Source organism: Mesorhizobium loti (assembly GCF_003148495.1).
In the GTDB taxonomy this organism is placed as follows: domain Bacteria; phylum Pseudomonadota; class Alphaproteobacteria; order Rhizobiales; family Rhizobiaceae; genus Mesorhizobium; species Mesorhizobium loti.
In genome coordinates this window covers 310,584-326,875 of sequence record NZ_QGGH01000003.1, presented here as the reverse complement: position 1 = coordinate 326,875, position 16,292 = coordinate 310,584, and the positions used below count along the sequence as shown (strand labels likewise).

Below are 16,292 nucleotides of genomic sequence, written 5' to 3'. Positions count from 1 at the left end.
AATCAAGCAACAATGAGCGCCGAACAAACCGACGCGCCGCGTGCGGTCATCGTCATTTCCAGCCATGTCGCGCGCGGCTCGGTCGGCAACCGTGCCGCTGTGTTCGCACTGGAGACGCTGGGTTTCCCGGTCTGGGCGGTGCCGACGGTCATCCTGCCCTGGCATCCCGGCCATGGGCGCGCAACGCGCATCGTGCCGCCGCTCGACCAGTTCAAGGCGCTGCTGGCCGATCTCGAGCGCGCGCCATGGCTGGGTGAGGTCGGCGCTGTGCTGTCCGGCTATCTCGGTGAGGCCGGCCAGGCCGAGGCCGTCGCCTCGCTGGTCGCCGCGGTCAAGGCAAGGACGCCTGACGCCGTCTATATCTGCGATCCGGTGATGGGCGATTCGGGCGGCCTCTATGTTCCCGAGCCAACCGCCATCGCCATGCGCGACCGGCTGATGCCGATCGCCGACATTGCCACCCCCAATCGCTACGAGCTGGAATGGATGGCCGGCGCTCCCTTGCCCGACCTGAAATCGGTGATCGCGGCGTCGCTGCATGCCGGGCCATCGACCATGCTGGTCACCTCGGCGCCGTCGATGATGACCGGTGGCACCGGCAACCTGCTGCTCGACGGCAGCCAGGCGCTGCTTGCCGAGCACCGCCTGATCGACAAGCCGCCGAATGGTTTGGGCGACCTGACGGCAGCCGTCTACCTGGCACGCATCCTGTCAGGCCAACCGGCGATCAAGGCGCTGCAATCGACGACCGCGGCGGTCTACGAAATCCTGGCGCGCACGGCCAAGCGCGGCGGCGACGAACTGCAGCTCGAAACCGATGCCCCGAGCCTGTCGCACCCGATGGCGATGGTCCAGCTGCGCCACCTCACGCATCCGGGGCGGGACCGCCGGGCGTGACACCGGCCGAGATCGTGCTTGTCGGCGTCGACGGCTGCAAGGGCGGGTGGATTGCCGTGCGGCGCGCTTCTGGTTCGGCACCCTCCGTTGCTGTCTTTGCCGGCTTCGCCGCCCTGCTTGCGGCACTCCCCGATGACGCAGTTGTTGCCGTCGACATGCCGATCGGCCTGCCCGAGTTTTCGAGCAAAGGCGGGCGCGGCCCGGAAGCGCTGGTGCGGCCGTTGCTTGGGGCACGCCAATCCAGCGTCTTCTCGATCCCGTCCCGCGCCGCGCTCTATGCCGACACCAACGACTTCACCACCATCGAAGCCTGGTATGCGGCGCACATCAGGGCAAGCGAGGTGGCCAAAACCACATCCGACCCGCCGCGCGGCGTTTCGATCCAGGCGTTCGGCATTTTTGCCAAGATCCGCGAGATCGACGCACTGCTGATCGCGCGACCCGATCTGCGCGGCCGCGTGTTCGAATCGCATCCGGAACTCGCTTTCTGCCGGCTGAACGGCGACCAGGCCATGCAATTGCCGAAGAAAATCAAAGGCAGCATCAACCCGGCCGGAATGGCGGAACGCAAGGCGCTACTCTGCCGGCATGGCTACGACATGCGCTTTCTCGACCAGCCGCCGCCGCGCGGTGCCGCCGCCGATGACTTCCTTGACGCAGCAGCAATGATGCTGATCGCCGGTCGCATCGCCAGCGGTGAGGCACGGCCGTTTCCCGACCCGCCGGCCCGCGACAGGTTTGGCATTCCCGTTGCCATTTGGGCGTAAGAATATTGGCCAAGGCTGCGCCTGATGCATGGCATTTATAGCCAGCCCCCATAATTCTGCATTGCTCGCAACGGGCTTTTACCGTTAGAGCCTCTTTTGACCGCAACGAGCTGCCGCCTCCAACCCGGAAAGGCTCCAGACGCCGCCCATGTCCCATCTCCCCGACCATCTTCTCGCCGGCTACCGCAATTTCATGAATGGCCGCTATCTCACCGAGAGCGGACGCTATCGCGAGCTTGCCCGCGAAGGCCAGGCGCCCGAAACAATGATCGTCGCCTGTTGCGACTCCCGCGCGGCCCCCGAAGCGATCTTCGACGCCGGGCCTGGCGAACTCTTCGTGCTGCGCAATGTCGGCAATCTGGTGCCGCCCTACGCACCGGACGGCGAATTCCATTCGACCTCGGCGGCGCTTGAATTCGCCGTGCAGAGCCTCAAGGTCAAGAGTATCGTCGTCATGGGCCATGGCCGCTGCGGCGGCATCCGCGCCGCGCTCGACACCAATTCCGCACCGCTGTCGCCCGGCGACTTCATCGGCAAGTGGATGAGCCTGATCGCACCTGCCGCCGAAACCGTGTCCTCCAGCACCTTCATGACCGCGACGGAGCGCCAGACCGCGCTGGAGCGCATCTCGATCCGTTATTCCATCGCCAATCTGAGGACCTTTCCCTGCGTCTCGATTCTCGAAGGCAAGGGGCGGCTGTCGCTGCACGGCGCCTGGTTCGACATTTCGACCGGTGAACTCTGGACGATGAACAAGGAGACCGGCGATTTCGAACGGCCAGAGCTGGGATGAACATAGCGGCGCGCAAGGTGGTGAACATCCGGTCGATCGTTTTCACGGCGGCCGCGCTGCTGGTCGCGATCATTGCCGCCCGCGCCGATGATCGCGCCATCATCAGCCGCTGGTATTCGGCTCTGCTGGTCGCCGACCGCACCGAACTGTCCGACCTGCTCTCCGATGATGTCCGCATTAAGCTGGACGACCTCGGCATTGTGCAAAGCAAGCAGGAATTCATCGCTTCGATCGACGAATGGAAAGGTGCTGTTGCGGGTGCTGCGATCCGGCACCGGATCGAGAAGAGCGAAAGCGGCGTCACCACGGTGGTCGCTTGTTACGATTTCCCCAACAACGACATGCTGATGCAGGAAACCTTCGCGGTGTCCGACAATCGCATCACCGCCAGTTCGCAAGCCGCGATCGCCGAGAACTGCGACGGCTTCTGAGGCGGATATCGGCCAACTGCGATATTGCGGGTCCGCCGGCCGCGCCCTACATCGGTAGCGACCCACCCTGCCTTCTCCAGCGAAAGACTGTCCATGCCTTCCACAAAAGCTGTCGACCTCGCCGCCCATCCGCTGACCACGTGGCAAGGGCCGCTGGGCCTGCCGGATTTCACCCGCATTGGCGACGGCGACTTCTCCCCGGTCTTCGACACGGCGCTGAAGGCGCATGAGGCCGAGATCGAGGCGATCGCCGGCAACAAGGATGCCCCGACCATCGAGAACACGCTTGCCGCGCTGGAACTCGGCGGCGAAGCACTCGATCGCGTCTCGTCGATCTTCTGGTGCCGCGCCGGCGCCTACACCAATGACACGATCCAGGCGCTGGAGCGCGACATCTCGCCGAAAATGTCCAGGCATTTCTCGGCGATTTCGATGAATGAGAGGCTGTTTGCCCGCATCGACGATCTCTACCAGCGCCGTGAGAGCCTGAAGCTCGACGCCGAGACGCTGCGGGTCCTGGAAAAGACCTGGAAGGGCTTTGTCCGATCCGGCGCCAAACTCGACGCCGACGGTAAGAAGCGGCTGGCCAAGATCAGCGAGGAATTGTCTTCGCTCGGCACCAGCTTCGGCCAGAATGTGCTGGCCGACGAGAGCGACTGGGCGCTGTTCCTCGACGATGCCGATCTTGTCGGTCTGCCGGATTTCCTGAAAAGCTCGATGGCCGAAGCCGCCGAGATGCGCGGCCAGAAGGGTCGCTATGCCGTCACCCTATCGCGCTCGATCTATGAGCCGTTCTCGACCTTCTCTGAACGCCGCGACCTGCGCGAGATCGCCTTCCGCGCCTTCACCATGCGCGGCCAGAATGGCGGCACCACCGACAACACGTCCGTGGTGCGCGACATGCTGCGCCTGCGCGCCGAAAAGGCAAAGCTGCTCGGCTACGCCTCCTTCGCCGCGCTGAAGCTCGACGACACCATGGCCAAGACACCAAAGGCGGTGCACGCGCTGCTTGATCCGGTGTGGGAGAAAGCGCTGGAGAAGGCGGCCGCCGACCAGACCGACCTGCAGCGCCTGGCCACCGCAGCCGGCAGCAACGAAAAATTCGCCGCCTGGGACTGGCGCTTCTACCAGGAGAAACTGCGCGCGGAAAAATTCGCCTTCGACGAGGCTGAACTGAAACCCTATTTGCAGCTCGACCGGATCATCGACGCCTGCTTCGACGTGGCGACACGGCTGTTCGGCGTCACCTTCGAGGAGAAAAAAGGCATCGCGGCCTGGCACCCCGACGCGCGTGTGTTCGTGGTGAAGAATGCCGACGGCAGCGAGCGCGGCCTGTTCCTCGCCGACTATTTCGCGCGGCCATCAAAGCGCTCCGGTGCCTGGATGAGCGCGCTGCAGTCCGGCTATAGGCTCGGCCACGGCTCGAAACCGGTGATCTACAACATCATGAACTTCGCCAAGCCGCCGGTTGGCGAGCCGGCTCTGCTCTCGGTCGACGAGGCGAAGACGCTGTTCCACGAGTTCGGCCATGCTTTGCACGGCATGCTGACCGACGTCACCTGGCCGTCGGTCGCGGGCACCTCGGTCAGCCGCGATTTCGTCGAACTGCCCTCGCAGCTCTACGAGCATTGGCTGACGGTGCCGGCGGTGCTGGAAAAGCACGCTTTGCACGTGAAGACCGGCAAGCCGATGCCGAAGGCGCTGCTCGACAAGATGCTGGCGGCGCGCACGTTCGGCGCCGGCTTCGCCACGGTCGAATTCACCGCCTCGGCGCTGATCGACATGGCCTATCACGCCCGACCGGATGCACCGGAAGCGCCGCTTCGTTTCGAAGCCGAAACGCTTGCGACGCTGCACATGCCTGACACCATCGCCATGCGCCACCGCACCCCGCATTTCGGCCATGTCTTTTCCGGCGACGGCTATTCGGCCGGCTATTACTCGTACATGTGGTCGGAAGTGCTCGACGCCGATGCCTTCGCCGCCTTTGAGGAGACCGGCGACCCCTTCAACCCGGCGCTCGCCGAGCGGTTGCGCAAGAACATCTACGCCGCCGGCGGCTCGAAGGACCCGGAAGAGCTCTACACGGCTTTCCGTGGCAAGATGCCTTCGCCCGAAGCGATGATGGCCAAGCGCGGGCTGGTATAGCGCTGCACACTCTCCCCCCTCGAGGGGGAGATGGCCGCGAAGCGGCCAGAGGGGGTCGGTCCGACCGGACTCGGCCTCCTGCGACAGAAGAAAGTTGGCACTCCACGAGAGACGACCCCCTCTGTCGCCTTCGGCGACATCTCCCCCTCAAGGGGGGAGAATGCCAGCGTCACTCTTCCAAGGATCAGCCACCCGCGGCCAGATCGGCCGCGTAAGCTTGGTGTAGTTGGTCACCGCCGGATTGCTTGGATACGAACTCGGCGCCGAGACATAGATGATCTCGGCGGCGATCGGCTCGAAGCCGGCGTAGAAATGATTGGTCGACTTGATCAGCAGCATGTCCTTGGCCAGTGGGTCAACGCCGATATTGGAAAAGATATCCGGCTCGAAGGTCTGCGTGCGATTGGTGTTGAGGATGATGTCGACCTCGGTGCCTTCGAGGCGGACCAGCGCCGTCGGCCCCAGCGTCACGCGGCTTGGCCCGAAACTTTGCCAACCCTCCGCAACCGCCTTCAGCACGCGCACGCGCGCGTCGATCGGCTCGCCGGCCTGCGGCCCGGCCTTGCCGCCGAAGCGCAGGTCGATGACCGCGCCCTCGCCCGCCGCCAGGCAGAAGGTGACCGCGATCGGATCCCAGATCGTCGCCACACCGAATTTGTCCAGGCCACGCGCCAGCATCTGGCGCAGCACGAAGGTGCCGTCGCCCGGCACACCGCCGCCGGGATTGTCCCAGATATCGGCGATGACCACCGGCTTGCCCGGATTCTTGGCGCGCACGGCCAGCGCCCGGTCGATGCCGTCGGTGGCGCTCAGCATGGTCATCGCCGTCTTTTCGCGCAGCGCGTAAAGCTCCCGCCCCAGCCGTTCCGCCAGCGCGTCGCCCTTGGCCTTGTCATTGTCGGTGACGACCAGGATGCGCGTGCCCATCTCGGGCACGTCGGCCGCCATGAAGCCGTGGATGACCGAGACCGACAGCACGCCGTCCTTGCCATGCAGCGCCTTGATGCGGTCGACGAAGGAGCGCATCGGCTCGCGGCTGGTCGGCAGCACCTGGATCATGCGGCAATCGAAGGTCGAGATGACCGGCTTGATCTCACCGCGCGCCGCGGCAAGACCAAGCTCGACGACATGTTCGCCACGCTCGTAGAAATCAGTGTGCGGAAATTCGAGGAAGTAGGCGAGGATATCGGAGGCAGCGACTCGCTTCGGCGTCAGATGACTGTGCGGATCGAGCTCCACCGCGATCACCACCTCCGGCCCGACCATCGCGCGGACGCGTTCGAGCAGATCGCCTTCACAGTCGTCATAGCCTTGCGCCACCATGGCGCCATGCAGGCCGAGGATGACGGCGTCGACCGGCAGCGCTGCCTTGAGCTGACCGAGAATCTCGTCGCGCAGCGCCTCATAGGTCTGCCGTTGCACCAGACCGCCGGGCTCGGCCCAGGTGGCGGTGCCTTCGATGACATCAAGGCCTTCGGCGACCGCCCGCCGGCGCAGGGCAACCATCGGCGACGAGCACAAAGTCGGTGTTTCCGGATGTTTGCCGGGCCCAGCATAGAAGGCCATCTCGAACGAGGCCCTATCGGTCGGCACCGGCGAGAAGGTGTTGGTTTCCGTCGCCAGCGAGGCGGTGAAGATGCGCATGAAAGCTCCGTGGATGGTGGCGGCTATTTGACCGCCCCGAGCGCCAGGCCCCTGACGAGGTAGCGCTGCAGCCAGATGAACAGGATGGCCACCGGCAAGGTCGCCAGCAGCGTGGCCGCCATGACGTGGTGCCATTCGATGGTATAGCGGCCAGCGACCAGCGAAAACACCTGGATCGGCAGCGTGTAGCTTTCCTGGCTGCGCAGCATGGTGAGCGCGACGACGAATTCGTTCCAGGCATTGATGAAGGTGAAGATCGCGGTGACCGCGATCGCCGGCAGGCAGAGCGGCAGGAACACCTTGCGCAAGGTCAGCCAGCGGCCGGCGCCTTCCATCCAGGCCGCCTCCTCGAGATCGCGCGGGATAGTGTCGAAATAGCTCTGCAGCATCCACACCGTGAAGGCGACGTTGAAGGCCATGTAGATGAAGCCAAGCGCCGTCGTGCTCTCGACCAGGCCCCAGGCGGCCATCAGCCGGAACAGGCCGAGCACCAGCACGATCGGCGAGATCATCTGCGAAATCAGCAGGAACTGGCGCAAGGCGCCGTAGCCGGCAAAGCGGAAGCGCGACATGGCATAGGCCGCCGGAACCGAGATCAGGATGGCGCCGACGGTGGCGATCACAGACACGTAGAGCGAATTGAGCAGCGCCTGGCCAAAGCCGGTCGCCACCCACATGTCGGAGAAGTTGGCCCAGCGGAATTCGCTCGGCCACCAGGTCGGCGACAGCACTTCCTGTCTCGGCTTGACCGCGGTCAGGAACATCACCGCGAACGGAAAGAGCGTCACCACGATCAGTGGCGCCAGCAGCAGCCAGGCAATGACGGTGCGTTTGAGTTTACTTGTCATGCGCGCTGCTCCCGCATCGCCAGCCGCACATAGATCATGGTGAAGATGAGCAATATGGCGAACATCACCAGCGACACCGCCGATGCTTCGCCCAGCTTGCCGATGCGGAAGGCGAGCTTGTAGAGGTGGGTGACCAGGATGTCGGTCGAATTGGCCGGCCCGCCCTGCGTCATCACCCAGATGATCGGGAAGGAATTGAACACGTAGATGGTGTTGAGCACGATGGCGATGTTGATGAACGGCTTCAGCAGTGGAAAGGTGATTTCGCGGAACTGCTGCAGCGGTGTCGCTCCTTCGAGCGCCGCCGCCTCGTAGAGGTCATCCGGGATCGACGACAGCCCGCCGAGGAAGATCGTTGTCGTGAACGGCACCGTCACCAGGATGCCGATCAGCACCTGCATGGGAAAGGCGGTTTCGGCGCTCGCCAGCCACTGGATGTTGTGGTCGATGATGCCGAGGCCGATCAGCGCCGAATTCAGCATGCCGCTTTCACCACTCAGCGCCCAGCGCCAGACCACCGCGGTCATGGTCAGCGACACCGCCCAGGGCAACATGATGATGACGCGGGCAATACCGCGGCCATAGAAGTCGGTGTTGAGGATCATCGCCACCGGGATCGACAAAAGCAGCGCGCCGCCGACGACCATCACCGTCCACTGGCCGGTGCGCCAGAGCGCGGCCATGAAATCGGGATCGGCAGCGAGTGCCCCGAAATTGGCAAAGTCGTTGAAGTCGCGAAGCTGGCCGAAGCGGCTGACATCGTGCGTCGAGATCTGGATCAGATCCCAGACCGGCCAGAAGATGACGATCGCCGCCAGGAACAGGCTGGGTAAGGTCAGAAGATAGGGCAAGAAACGGTTTTGCATCGGCTGGCCTGCGCCTAGAGCAATTCCAGGAAAAGTGTGGCGCGGTTTTCCGTTCGGAATTGCGTTAAAATAAAGAGTTGGATCGGTTCGCCGTTTCACCAAACGGTGAACCGATCCACGCGCGTGGATCAGAAGTTTCTATGCGAATTTCGGATCCACCGCACCAGGCGGGAAACCAAGGGGTGGCGCGCCCCGCCTGAGTCTGGGGCGCGCCACGGGCGCAGGGAGATACGCCCTATTTCTTCAGCACCGCGTTGGCCTTGGCGGCTGCGTCTTTCAAGCCTGCCTCGGGATCGCCGCCGAGATAGATTTTCTGCATGGCGTCGGAGGTGATCTGGGCGACCTCCTCCCAGCCGGGGATGACCGGCGCGAAGCGGGCGTCGGGCAGCAGCGCGGTGAACGCCGCCAGATCAGCATTGTTCACATAGTAGTCCATCTTGGCCTCTTCCTTGTTCACCGGCAGGAAACCTTCGCCCTGCGTGAACTTGGCGCGCTGTTCGGTGGTGAACAGGAAATCGAGCAGCTTCCACGCCTCGTCCTTGTTCTTGGAGTTCTTGAACATGATGATGGAATCGGTCACGCCGTAGGTACCGCGCGCGCCGGTCGGCCCGGCGGGAATGGCCGCCACGCCGTATTTCAGGTTCGGCGCCTCGTCCTTGATCTGGTTGGACAGGAACGGTGCGGTGATCATCATGCCAACCTTGCCCTGCTTGAACAGGTTCTGCACATCCTCGCGGTTGTTGGACGTGACGCCCGGCTCGGTGAGGCCTTCGTCGATCATCGACTTGTAGAGCTTGGCCGCTTCAAGCGCGCCGGGCGTGCCGAGGCCGGAGGTGCCGTCCTTGTTGAGGATCTCGGTGCCCTGGGACCACATCGCATAGTAGTAGTACACGTCGGTCTCGATCTCCTTGCCCTGCAGGCCGAAACCAAAGGTGCCGGAGCCCAGCGCCTTGATCTTGCGCGCATCGTCCTGCAGCTCGGTCCAGGTTGCCGGCGGCTTGGCGATGCCGGCTTTCTCGAACAGCTCCTTGTTGTAGTACATGGCGCGCGCCGAGGCCGCGATCGGCAGGCCGTAGGTCTTGCCCTCCATGATCGAGGGCGACAGGAAGGTGTCGATGAAGCGGTCCTTGAAGTCGGGCTTGATGTAGCTGTCGAGCGGCTCGGCGACATCCTGCTGGACAAAGTCGATCAGCCAGCGCGTGCCGATGATCGACAGATCGGCATTGGTGCCGGCGGTGATGTCGGTGGTCAGCTTCTGCAGCAGCACATCCCACGGCACCACTTCGAACTTGACGGTGATGCCGGGATTGGCCGCCTCGAATTCCTTCTTAACGTCGGCGAAATAGGGAGCAGTCTTGGCGCTGTACTCGGCGACGGTGACGCGCACCTCGCCCGCATTCGCCTGCGCCGCAATTGCCAGCATGCTCATTCCGGCCATCAGGCCGACAGTCCATTTTGCAAGGCTCATTTGATCTCTCCCATTTTGATTTTGCGCCTGCGCGCCTCTTCGTTGCCGGAGCAGAAGATTTATGTGACTTTCCTACATTATCGATGATTTGAAGGCTTGCAAGCAGATTATTCTGTTGCTTAATTACATTTTTTGGCCTAGGCGTTGCACCATCTGTCAGAACTCCCGGAGGATGACGTACGGTGGTTTCGCAAGCCAAGTTCGAAGGCAGGGCCGAGTTCGAAGGCAGGGCCGAGTTCGAGGGCAAGACTGTCGTGGTCACGGGTGCTGGCGGCGGCCTCGGCACCGCCATCGTGGCGCTGATGGCGCAAAGGGGCGCCAGGGTCGTCGGCTGCGACCAATCAAGCGAGGCATTGAAAAGCCCGCACCTTGCCTCCCGCCACGTCTTCGACCTTCTCGACAAGGCATCGATAGCGGCAGCGATCGCCGCGATCCTCGACCGGGATGGCATGCCCGACATTCTCGTCAACAATGCCGGCTGGACGCGCGCCGAGACGATTTCGGCGCTCAATCCCGACAAGATAGAGCAGGAACTCGACCTCAACCTGACCGGCGTGATGAACTTCGCCGATCCGCTGGTCAAGGCGATGGCCGGCCGAGGTTCCGGCAGCGTCGTCTTCATCTCGTCGGTCAACGCCATCGCGCATTTCGGCAATCCCGCCTATGCCGCGGCCAAGGCCGGCATCAACGCCTACGCCAAGGCGATCGCCGTCGAGCTCGGCCGCAGCGGCCTGCGCTCCAATGTCGTCTGCCCCGGATCGATCCGCACCGCCGCCTGGGACCATCGCCTTGCCAAGGATCCTGAAATCCTAGGCAAGCTGCAACGGCTCTATCCGCTTGGCCGCATCGTCAACGCTTCGGAAGTGGCGGAAGCCGTCGCCTTCCTTGCGTCCGATCGCGCATCTGGAATAACGGGCGTGGTGATGCCGGTGGACGCGGGGCTGACCGCCGGTTGCCTGCCCTTCATCGACGACATTCTGGGAGCGTGAGCATGACCGACGTCGAGTTTCGCGACCTGTCGAAATCCTTCGGACAGCACAAGATCCTCGAGAACATCAGCCTCGATATCAAGAGCGGCGAGTTCGTCGTGCTGGTCGGCCCGTCCGGCTGCGGCAAGTCGACCTTGCTGCGCATGCTGGCCGGACTGGAGACGATCACCTCCGGCGACCTGTTGATCGGCGGCGTGCGCGCCAACGCGCTGCCGCCGCAGCAGCGCAACATTGCCATGGTGTTCCAGTCCTATGCGCTGTTTCCACACCTGAAGGCAGCCGACAATATCGGCTTTGGCCCGAAGATACGCGGCGAGGCGCGCGAGGCGGTCGACGCAAAGGTCAAAAAGGCGTCCGGCGTCCTCAATCTCTTCTCCTATCTCGACCGCTATCCCCGCCAGCTGTCGGGCGGCCAGCGCCAGCGCGTCGCCATGGGCCGCGCCATCGTGCGCGAGCCGTCGGTGTTCCTGTTCGACGAGCCCCTGTCCAACCTCGACGCGCAATTGCGCGTGCAGATGCGCGTCGAGATCAAGGCGCTGCACCAGCGGCTGAAATCGACGATCGTCTATGTCACCCACGACCAGATCGAAGCCATGACCATGGCCGACCGCATCGTCGTCATGGACCGTGGCAGGATCCAGCAGGTCGGCGCGCCGCTGGAACTCTATGACAGGCCGGCCAACAAGTTCGTCGCCAGCTTCCTTGGCTCGCCGTCGATGAGCTTTGTGTCGGGTTCTCTCAAGACGACAGCTCAGAAATCCTGGTTCGAGTCGACCGGTGGCGGCCGACTTGCGCTTGCCGGCAAACAGGTGCCGGCGGGCAGCGCGGTGGAAGCCGGCATCCGGCCCGAGCATTTCGTCATCGGCGAGGCTGTCGACGCGATGGCGATCAAGGTGGATGTCGTCGAGCCGACCGGTTCCGAGACCCATGTCTATGGCGCCATTGGTGCTGATACCGTACGCGCCGTGTTCCGCGACAGGGTGCCGGTCAGGCCGGGCGACCTGCTGCCGGTGACCGTCGATCCCGGCAACATCCATCTGTTCGACAAGGCGACGGGCCTGCCTCTATGAAAACACATACATGAAGACGCCGGCCGACATCATCACGCGCCTGCAGCTGATGTTGCAGGACGGAACGAAGTCGGATCGCAAACTGGCCGGCTTCGTGCTGGCCGACCTTGATTTCGTCTCCAAGGCGGCGATCTCGGAAATTGCCGCGCGTGTCGGTGTCAGCGAACCGACGGTGACGCGGTTCTGCCGCAACCTCGGTTGCGAGGGCCTGCGCGATTTCAAATTCTATCTGGCACAGGCCATCGCCATCGGCGGCCAGTATCTATCGCCGGAGCCGTTGAGCCGCGATGCCCGCGAACAGCGCATCGCTTCCGCCATCACCGAAGCGGCGATATCGGCCATCCAGCGCGCCAGCGAAAACCTCGACATGACTACGCTGGTCGCCGTCGCCGCGCGCATCGCCGTCTCGGGCAATGTGCTGTGCATCGGTTCCGGCGGTATTTCCTCGATGATGGCGACCGAAATGCAGAACCGGCTGTTCAGGCTGGGCGTGTCGGTGCTGGCGCAGATCGACGGACAGCTGCAGCGCATGTACGCCGCCGTCGCCACGCCCGACACCACGCTGATCGCCTTCTCTGTCTCGGGCTATGCGCGATCGGTTATCGATGCGGTGCAGGTCGCCCAGCAATATGGTGCCACGACAATCGCCATCACGCCGCCGGACTCCGCACTCGCCAAGGTCGCCGACACGGTCATCCATTTCCAGTCGCTGGAAGACGGCAACATCTACAAGCCGACATCGTCGCGCTATGCGCTGCTGTCGATCGTCGACATGATCGTCACCTCCGTCGCCGAGACGCGCGGACCACGAGTCCTCGAAAATCTGCGCCGCATCAAGCAGAGCGTGAACACGTTGAAAGTCGACGATCCGCGTTTGCCGCTGGGGGATTGAACCCTTCGCCGAAGGGCATCAGGAGCCGAGCCCCTCGATGCCTTTCGCCAACATCGCCGGATCGCCTGAAATGCGCACGGTCTTCAGCCGGGCGGTGCCGCCGGCGACAACCGAGACGGTGGACGCCGGCACGCCCAGCACCTTGGCCAGCAATCGTTCAAGCGCTTGATTGGCGGCGCCGTTTTCCGGCACGGCGCGGACGCGCGCCTTCAGATGGCTTCGACCGTCCGCTGTCGTCTCGACGCCTTCGAGCCTGTCCAGCGCAGCCTTCGGCGTCAGCCGGACAAACAGGTCGACGCCACCATCGCGCAGGCGGAACGGCGCGCTCATGCGAGCACCGGGCTCACAGGACGAGTGGCGCCACCGTGGTGAGTATGAACTGCCGCAGGAAGAACAGGATCAGAAGCAGGATGATCGGCGAGATGTCGATGCCGCCAAGATCCGGCATGAAGCGGCGGATCGGCCGCAACGCCGGCTCGGTCAGCCGGTAGAGCATGTTGCCGATACTGCCGACGAACTGGTTTTTCGAATTGACGACGTTGAAGGCGTAGAGCCAGGAGAAGATCGCCGATGCGATGATGATCCACCAGTAGAGGTCAAGCGCCATAACGATTGTCTGAATGAGGGCGAGCATGCCGGTCTCCAATTGTTGCCGACATGTAGCCATTGCACGCGAAACCGGCAAGGGCCGCCTTCCCTCTACGCTGGCCCGACACGCGACGGCAGCGGATTTCGGCAAAACGCCGCCTTGACAGAAAACCACGACGCCCGATAAATGCGCCCATCCGCTGGACGGGGCTGTAGCTCAGCTGGGAGAGCGCGTCGTTCGCAATGACGAGGTCAGGAGTTCGATCCTCCTCAGCTCCACCAGCGGAATAATCAGTTCTCCACTCTCCGCGCCGAATGCACTGCACGGGGCTCGTCCTGGCTCCTGCGGGCGGTATTTGTTGTGCCAAGGCGCTTTCGAGGGCCGCACTACTGCGCGTCCATCTCGCAATATCTGACAAAACTGTTGTCAATTGGACTTATGGCGGAAGCTGCCCACGGATTGTTTCCGTTCTTTTTGGAAACTGCCCCATTAGATTGACGTTACCAAATCAGTTTTTCTGTGCGTTGTGACAAGGGCGTTTCGGCGGGGGCGACCGAAGACGCTATATGGCTTTCGAGTCGAAATGAAAAATCCGCCTGCGGAAGCAAAGACGTGTCAATTCGCGAGAATCTCGCTGCAAACCTTAGACGGCTCTGCAAGGACCATGCTTCCGTCAGCGCGGTATGCCGTGAGCTGGGCATCAACCGCACGCAGTTCGAACGCTATCTGCAAGGACAGACGGTTCCCAACAAGGCCACCGCCAAGCTGATCTGCGACTACTTCCGGATCGACGAGGCCGAGTTGTACCTGGATCCCGACGTCCCCGAACCCAGGGTCCGGGGCCTGCCGCCGGTTTCGGAGAGCTTGTTCAACCAGATGATCCGTCCGCCCAGCCCATCGATCGCGGGAGGCACCTATTTCACCTATTTTTCGATTCCCTCCCGGCCCGACCTCTTGATGCGATCGGTAACCTTCGTGCGTCGCGAAGCCGAGCTGGTCACCTTCAGAAGGGTTACCGGATGGTCGGAACGCCGGGGATCGACATGGGCGCGGGCGCGCGGCAACCACTATGGGGTGGCGATCTCGCGCCTGAACTGGATCTATTTCAGCGGCATCAATCGTCGCCAGACCGGCGAGCCGTCGCTGATCTCCGTGCAATGGGCACCGATCTCCGAACCGGTGCTGATAGGCAAGGCTATGCTTCTGACGGAGGCCGGGCCGGCCTTCGTGTCCGTCATCATGCGGCGCGACATGGCCAACATCCGCCCCAGGGACGCCATCAGCATGGCACACGTCATCAGGCTCGACGATCCCAATGTCGACCAACTGGTGGTCAGCCTCACCCGGGACGGGCTGGGCTAATGCCGTCGATCGCCGTGGCTTACGCTAAATAAGAATAAGCATATACCGAAAAAGCGTATGCCAACGATTGTCTACTCTGTATCTGAATAAAATCGATATTTTACACTTTAGTGATAGGAAAGATAATTCATCAGCCTGTCTTTGGTACGTGGATTTACTACAATTTTAACATACCATTAACTCTTCCGACCTTACCTTTCTTGCCGTGGATCCCGTTTTGGGGGTCTTTCAACGGATCCCGATGGGATCAAGGAAGGGATGAAAATGGCCAAGAAAGTGAACACCGCTCCGAAGCTGACGATTGCCGCCGGCACGCAGACCGTCTTCTTTTCGCAGGGCATGCACTACAACAAGCGCTGAAGCCGTTCTGCGCCGGCGAGCGGTTCGCTTGTCGGCGCCTCGGCTCCGCACATGGCATTCAGCATCATGAAAATGCGCTCTTCAAAAACGCTTGTTTTCTACCCCGGGCCCAACAAGATCACGGCATGCAACTTCCTGACCAGAAGCGTGTTTGAATGCAGCCCGGAGATGGTCGGTCTTCTTGCATCGTGGGACAAATGGGCGTCGACGGCGGATATCGCCCGCGCCCATGGGTGGTCGAAGTCCGAGCTGAAGGCTGTTGTTCCCCAGTTGCTCGATTTTTCCGCCCTGGTGACCGCCGGATCGCCGCTCGCCGAGCAGGAGGAGCAGTTTTCCGGACAATGGAGCTGGGGCCTTCCGACCGCGCTGATGCATTTCTGCGTCCAGGACAGCGCATACATGACCATCGAGCAAGCGGAAGAACGGCAGATCGAACGCGCCGGCCACACGCCGCAGCCGGACCTGGTGCTGAAGAATTCCGCTGGCGCCATTCAGCTGCCGAACGCATTGGAAGACAATGAACTTCTCGCCCTGATGGCGCGCCGCCGCACCAACCGCACGGCGGCTCAGCCCACCATCACGGCCAAACAGCTTTCCGATTGCCTGTTCGCAGGGCTCGGCATCACCGGCGAGACCGCCAACTGCGTTGGCGCCCTGCCGCTTGGCATGACCCCTTCCGGCGGCGCGAGGAATCCCTATGAGGCCTATGTGGTCGCGCTCGGCGTCGACGGTCTCGAGCCCGGCGTCTACCACTATTGTGCCGCCGATCACGACCTTGGCAGGATTTCCGCGAACCATCTGCCCAAGATCTCCGAACTGGTCGGTGGACAGGAATGGGCTGATACCATGCCGTGCCTTATCCTGCTTTGCGCGAAGCTCGATCGCACGATGTGGAAATACGAGGACGCCAACGCCTATCGTGTCGTGCTGATCGAGGCTGGCCATATCGGCCAGAACATCATGCTGGCGGCGACCAATCATGGCCTGTCGGCATGCCCGACGGCGGCGCTCAGTCAATTGGCGATCAAGCGCCTGCTCGGCCTCGATCGCCTCACCGACGCGCCCATCTATGCCTTGACCCTCTCGGCCCCGGAACCATGCCCGTCTTCGGCGGGCCAATCTATCAATTAGTCGGCTTATTATTTTCTGTAACGCGTTCCCTAGGTTC

At 62.7% G+C, this 16,292-nt stretch carries 16 protein-coding genes and 1 tRNA gene; 11 read left to right on the top strand and 6 right to left on the bottom strand.

Annotated elements, in window-relative coordinates:
• Positions 1-12: 12 nt before the first annotated feature.
• From pdxY to C8D77_RS15045, 5 genes are all read left to right on the top strand, one after another.
• On the top strand, positions 13-897 hold the full coding sequence (gene pdxY / locus C8D77_RS15065) for a pyridoxal kinase PdxY (protein WP_109664262.1): 885 nt from the start codon (positions 13-15) through the stop codon (positions 895-897).
• On the top strand, positions 894-1,664 hold the full coding sequence (locus C8D77_RS15060; RefSeq protein WP_109664259.1) for a DUF429 domain-containing protein: 771 nt from the start codon (positions 894-896) through the stop codon (positions 1,662-1,664). The genes pdxY and C8D77_RS15060 overlap by 4 nt, the downstream gene beginning before the upstream one ends.
• Positions 1,665-1,812: 148 nt before the next feature.
• On the top strand, positions 1,813-2,457 hold the full coding sequence (locus C8D77_RS15055; protein WP_109664254.1) for a carbonic anhydrase: 645 nt from the start codon (positions 1,813-1,815) through the stop codon (positions 2,455-2,457).
• Positions 2,454-2,888 carry a hypothetical protein gene (locus tag C8D77_RS15050; RefSeq protein WP_109664249.1) on the top strand — a complete coding sequence of 145 codons (435 nt, stop codon included), beginning with the start codon at positions 2,454-2,456 and terminating at the stop codon, positions 2,886-2,888. Before C8D77_RS15055 ends, C8D77_RS15050 begins: the two co-directional genes overlap by 4 nt.
• Positions 2,889-2,981: 93 nt before the next feature.
• Entirely contained in the window at positions 2,982-5,036 is a 2,055-nt protein-coding gene (locus tag C8D77_RS15045; protein WP_109664245.1) for a M3 family metallopeptidase, read from the top strand.
• A gap of 147 nt (positions 5,037-5,183) precedes the next feature.
• Here C8D77_RS15045 and C8D77_RS15040 read toward each other — a convergent pair whose 3' ends face one another.
• From C8D77_RS15040 to C8D77_RS15025, 4 genes are all read right to left on the bottom strand, one after another.
• Positions 5,184-6,680, bottom strand: coding sequence for a M81 family metallopeptidase (locus C8D77_RS15040; protein WP_109664240.1), 1,497 nt, complete (start codon positions 6,678-6,680; stop codon positions 5,184-5,186).
• Positions 6,681-6,703: 23 nt separating this feature from the next.
• Positions 6,704-7,528: a carbohydrate ABC transporter permease gene (locus C8D77_RS15035; protein ID WP_109664236.1), complete on the bottom strand. Its 825-nt coding sequence runs from the start codon at positions 7,526-7,528 to the stop codon at positions 6,704-6,706.
• Entirely contained in the window at positions 7,525-8,394 is an 870-nt protein-coding gene (locus tag C8D77_RS15030) for a carbohydrate ABC transporter permease (protein ID WP_109664231.1), read from the bottom strand. The genes C8D77_RS15035 and C8D77_RS15030 overlap by 4 nt, the downstream gene beginning before the upstream one ends.
• Before the next feature lie 235 nt (positions 8,395-8,629).
• Entirely contained in the window at positions 8,630-9,862 is a 1,233-nt protein-coding gene (locus tag C8D77_RS15025) for an ABC transporter substrate-binding protein (protein WP_109664227.1), read from the bottom strand.
• Between the two features lie 182 nt (positions 9,863-10,044).
• On the opposite strand from C8D77_RS15025, the gene C8D77_RS15020 reads away from it, so the two are divergent.
• The 3 genes from C8D77_RS15020 to C8D77_RS15010 are packed head-to-tail and all read left to right on the top strand — an operon-like array spanning position 10,045 to position 12,813.
• Positions 10,045-10,851: an SDR family oxidoreductase gene (locus tag C8D77_RS15020; protein WP_109664222.1), complete on the top strand. Its 807-nt coding sequence runs from the start codon at positions 10,045-10,047 to the stop codon at positions 10,849-10,851.
• Between the two features lie 2 nt (positions 10,852-10,853).
• Positions 10,854-11,921, top strand: coding sequence for an ABC transporter ATP-binding protein (locus C8D77_RS15015; RefSeq protein ID WP_109664217.1), 1,068 nt, complete (start codon positions 10,854-10,856; stop codon positions 11,919-11,921).
• Between the two features lie 10 nt (positions 11,922-11,931).
• Positions 11,932-12,813: a MurR/RpiR family transcriptional regulator gene (locus tag C8D77_RS15010; RefSeq protein WP_109664213.1), complete on the top strand. Its 882-nt coding sequence runs from the start codon at positions 11,932-11,934 to the stop codon at positions 12,811-12,813.
• A gap of 18 nt (positions 12,814-12,831) precedes the next feature.
• On the opposite strand, the gene C8D77_RS15005 is transcribed toward C8D77_RS15010, so the two are convergent.
• Complete coding sequence (locus C8D77_RS15005) at positions 12,832-13,143, bottom strand: DUF167 family protein (protein WP_109664210.1); 312 nt, start codon at positions 13,141-13,143, stop codon at positions 12,832-12,834.
• Positions 13,144-13,156: 13 nt separating this feature from the next.
• Positions 13,157-13,447: a YggT family protein gene (locus C8D77_RS15000; RefSeq protein ID WP_109665382.1), complete on the bottom strand. Its 291-nt coding sequence runs from the start codon at positions 13,445-13,447 to the stop codon at positions 13,157-13,159.
• Between the two features lie 160 nt (positions 13,448-13,607).
• Here C8D77_RS15000 and C8D77_RS14995 point away from each other — a divergent pair.
• The 3 genes from C8D77_RS14995 to C8D77_RS14980 all read left to right on the top strand — a co-directional run bounded on the left by C8D77_RS14995 (position 13,608) and on the right by C8D77_RS14980 (position 16,255).
• Positions 13,608-13,683, top strand: a tRNA-Ala gene (locus C8D77_RS14995).
• Positions 13,684-14,014: 331 nt separating this feature from the next.
• Positions 14,015-14,764, top strand: coding sequence for a helix-turn-helix domain-containing protein (locus tag C8D77_RS14990; protein WP_109664206.1), 750 nt, complete (start codon positions 14,015-14,017; stop codon positions 14,762-14,764).
• Between the two features lie 528 nt (positions 14,765-15,292).
• Entirely contained in the window at positions 15,293-16,255 is a 963-nt protein-coding gene (locus C8D77_RS14980) for a SagB/ThcOx family dehydrogenase (RefSeq protein ID WP_245951790.1), read from the top strand.
• Positions 16,256-16,292: the final 37 nt, after the last annotated feature.

Excerpts from the sequence above, each read along its gene's own strand:
- C8D77_RS15050 (WP_109664249.1), top strand. The coding sequence starts at position 2,454 with ATGAACATAGCGGCGCGCAAGGTGGTGAACATCCGGTCGATCGTTTTC.
- C8D77_RS15045 (WP_109664245.1), top strand. The coding sequence starts at position 2,982 with ATGCCTTCCACAAAAGCTGTCGACCTCGCCGCCCATCCGCTGACCACG.
- C8D77_RS15030 (WP_109664231.1), bottom strand. The coding sequence starts at position 8,394 with ATGCAAAACCGTTTCTTGCCCTATCTTCTGACCTTACCCAGCCTGTTC.
- C8D77_RS15035 (WP_109664236.1), bottom strand. The coding sequence starts at position 7,528 with ATGACAAGTAAACTCAAACGCACCGTCATTGCCTGGCTGCTGCTGGCG.
- C8D77_RS15010 (WP_109664213.1), top strand. The coding sequence starts at position 11,932 with ATGAAGACGCCGGCCGACATCATCACGCGCCTGCAGCTGATGTTGCAG.
- C8D77_RS14980 (WP_245951790.1), top strand. The coding sequence starts at position 15,293 with ATGGTCGGTCTTCTTGCATCGTGGGACAAATGGGCGTCGACGGCGGAT.
- C8D77_RS15055 (WP_109664254.1), top strand. The coding sequence starts at position 1,813 with ATGTCCCATCTCCCCGACCATCTTCTCGCCGGCTACCGCAATTTCATG.
- C8D77_RS15025 (WP_109664227.1), bottom strand. The coding sequence starts at position 9,862 with ATGAGCCTTGCAAAATGGACTGTCGGCCTGATGGCCGGAATGAGCATG.
- C8D77_RS15005 (WP_109664210.1), bottom strand. The coding sequence starts at position 13,143 with ATGAGCGCGCCGTTCCGCCTGCGCGATGGTGGCGTCGACCTGTTTGTC.
- C8D77_RS15015 (WP_109664217.1), top strand. The coding sequence starts at position 10,854 with ATGACCGACGTCGAGTTTCGCGACCTGTCGAAATCCTTCGGACAGCAC.
- pdxY (WP_109664262.1), top strand. The coding sequence starts at position 13 with ATGAGCGCCGAACAAACCGACGCGCCGCGTGCGGTCATCGTCATTTCC.
- C8D77_RS15040 (WP_109664240.1), bottom strand. The coding sequence starts at position 6,680 with ATGCGCATCTTCACCGCCTCGCTGGCGACGGAAACCAACACCTTCTCG.
- C8D77_RS15000 (WP_109665382.1), bottom strand. The coding sequence starts at position 13,447 with ATGCTCGCCCTCATTCAGACAATCGTTATGGCGCTTGACCTCTACTGG.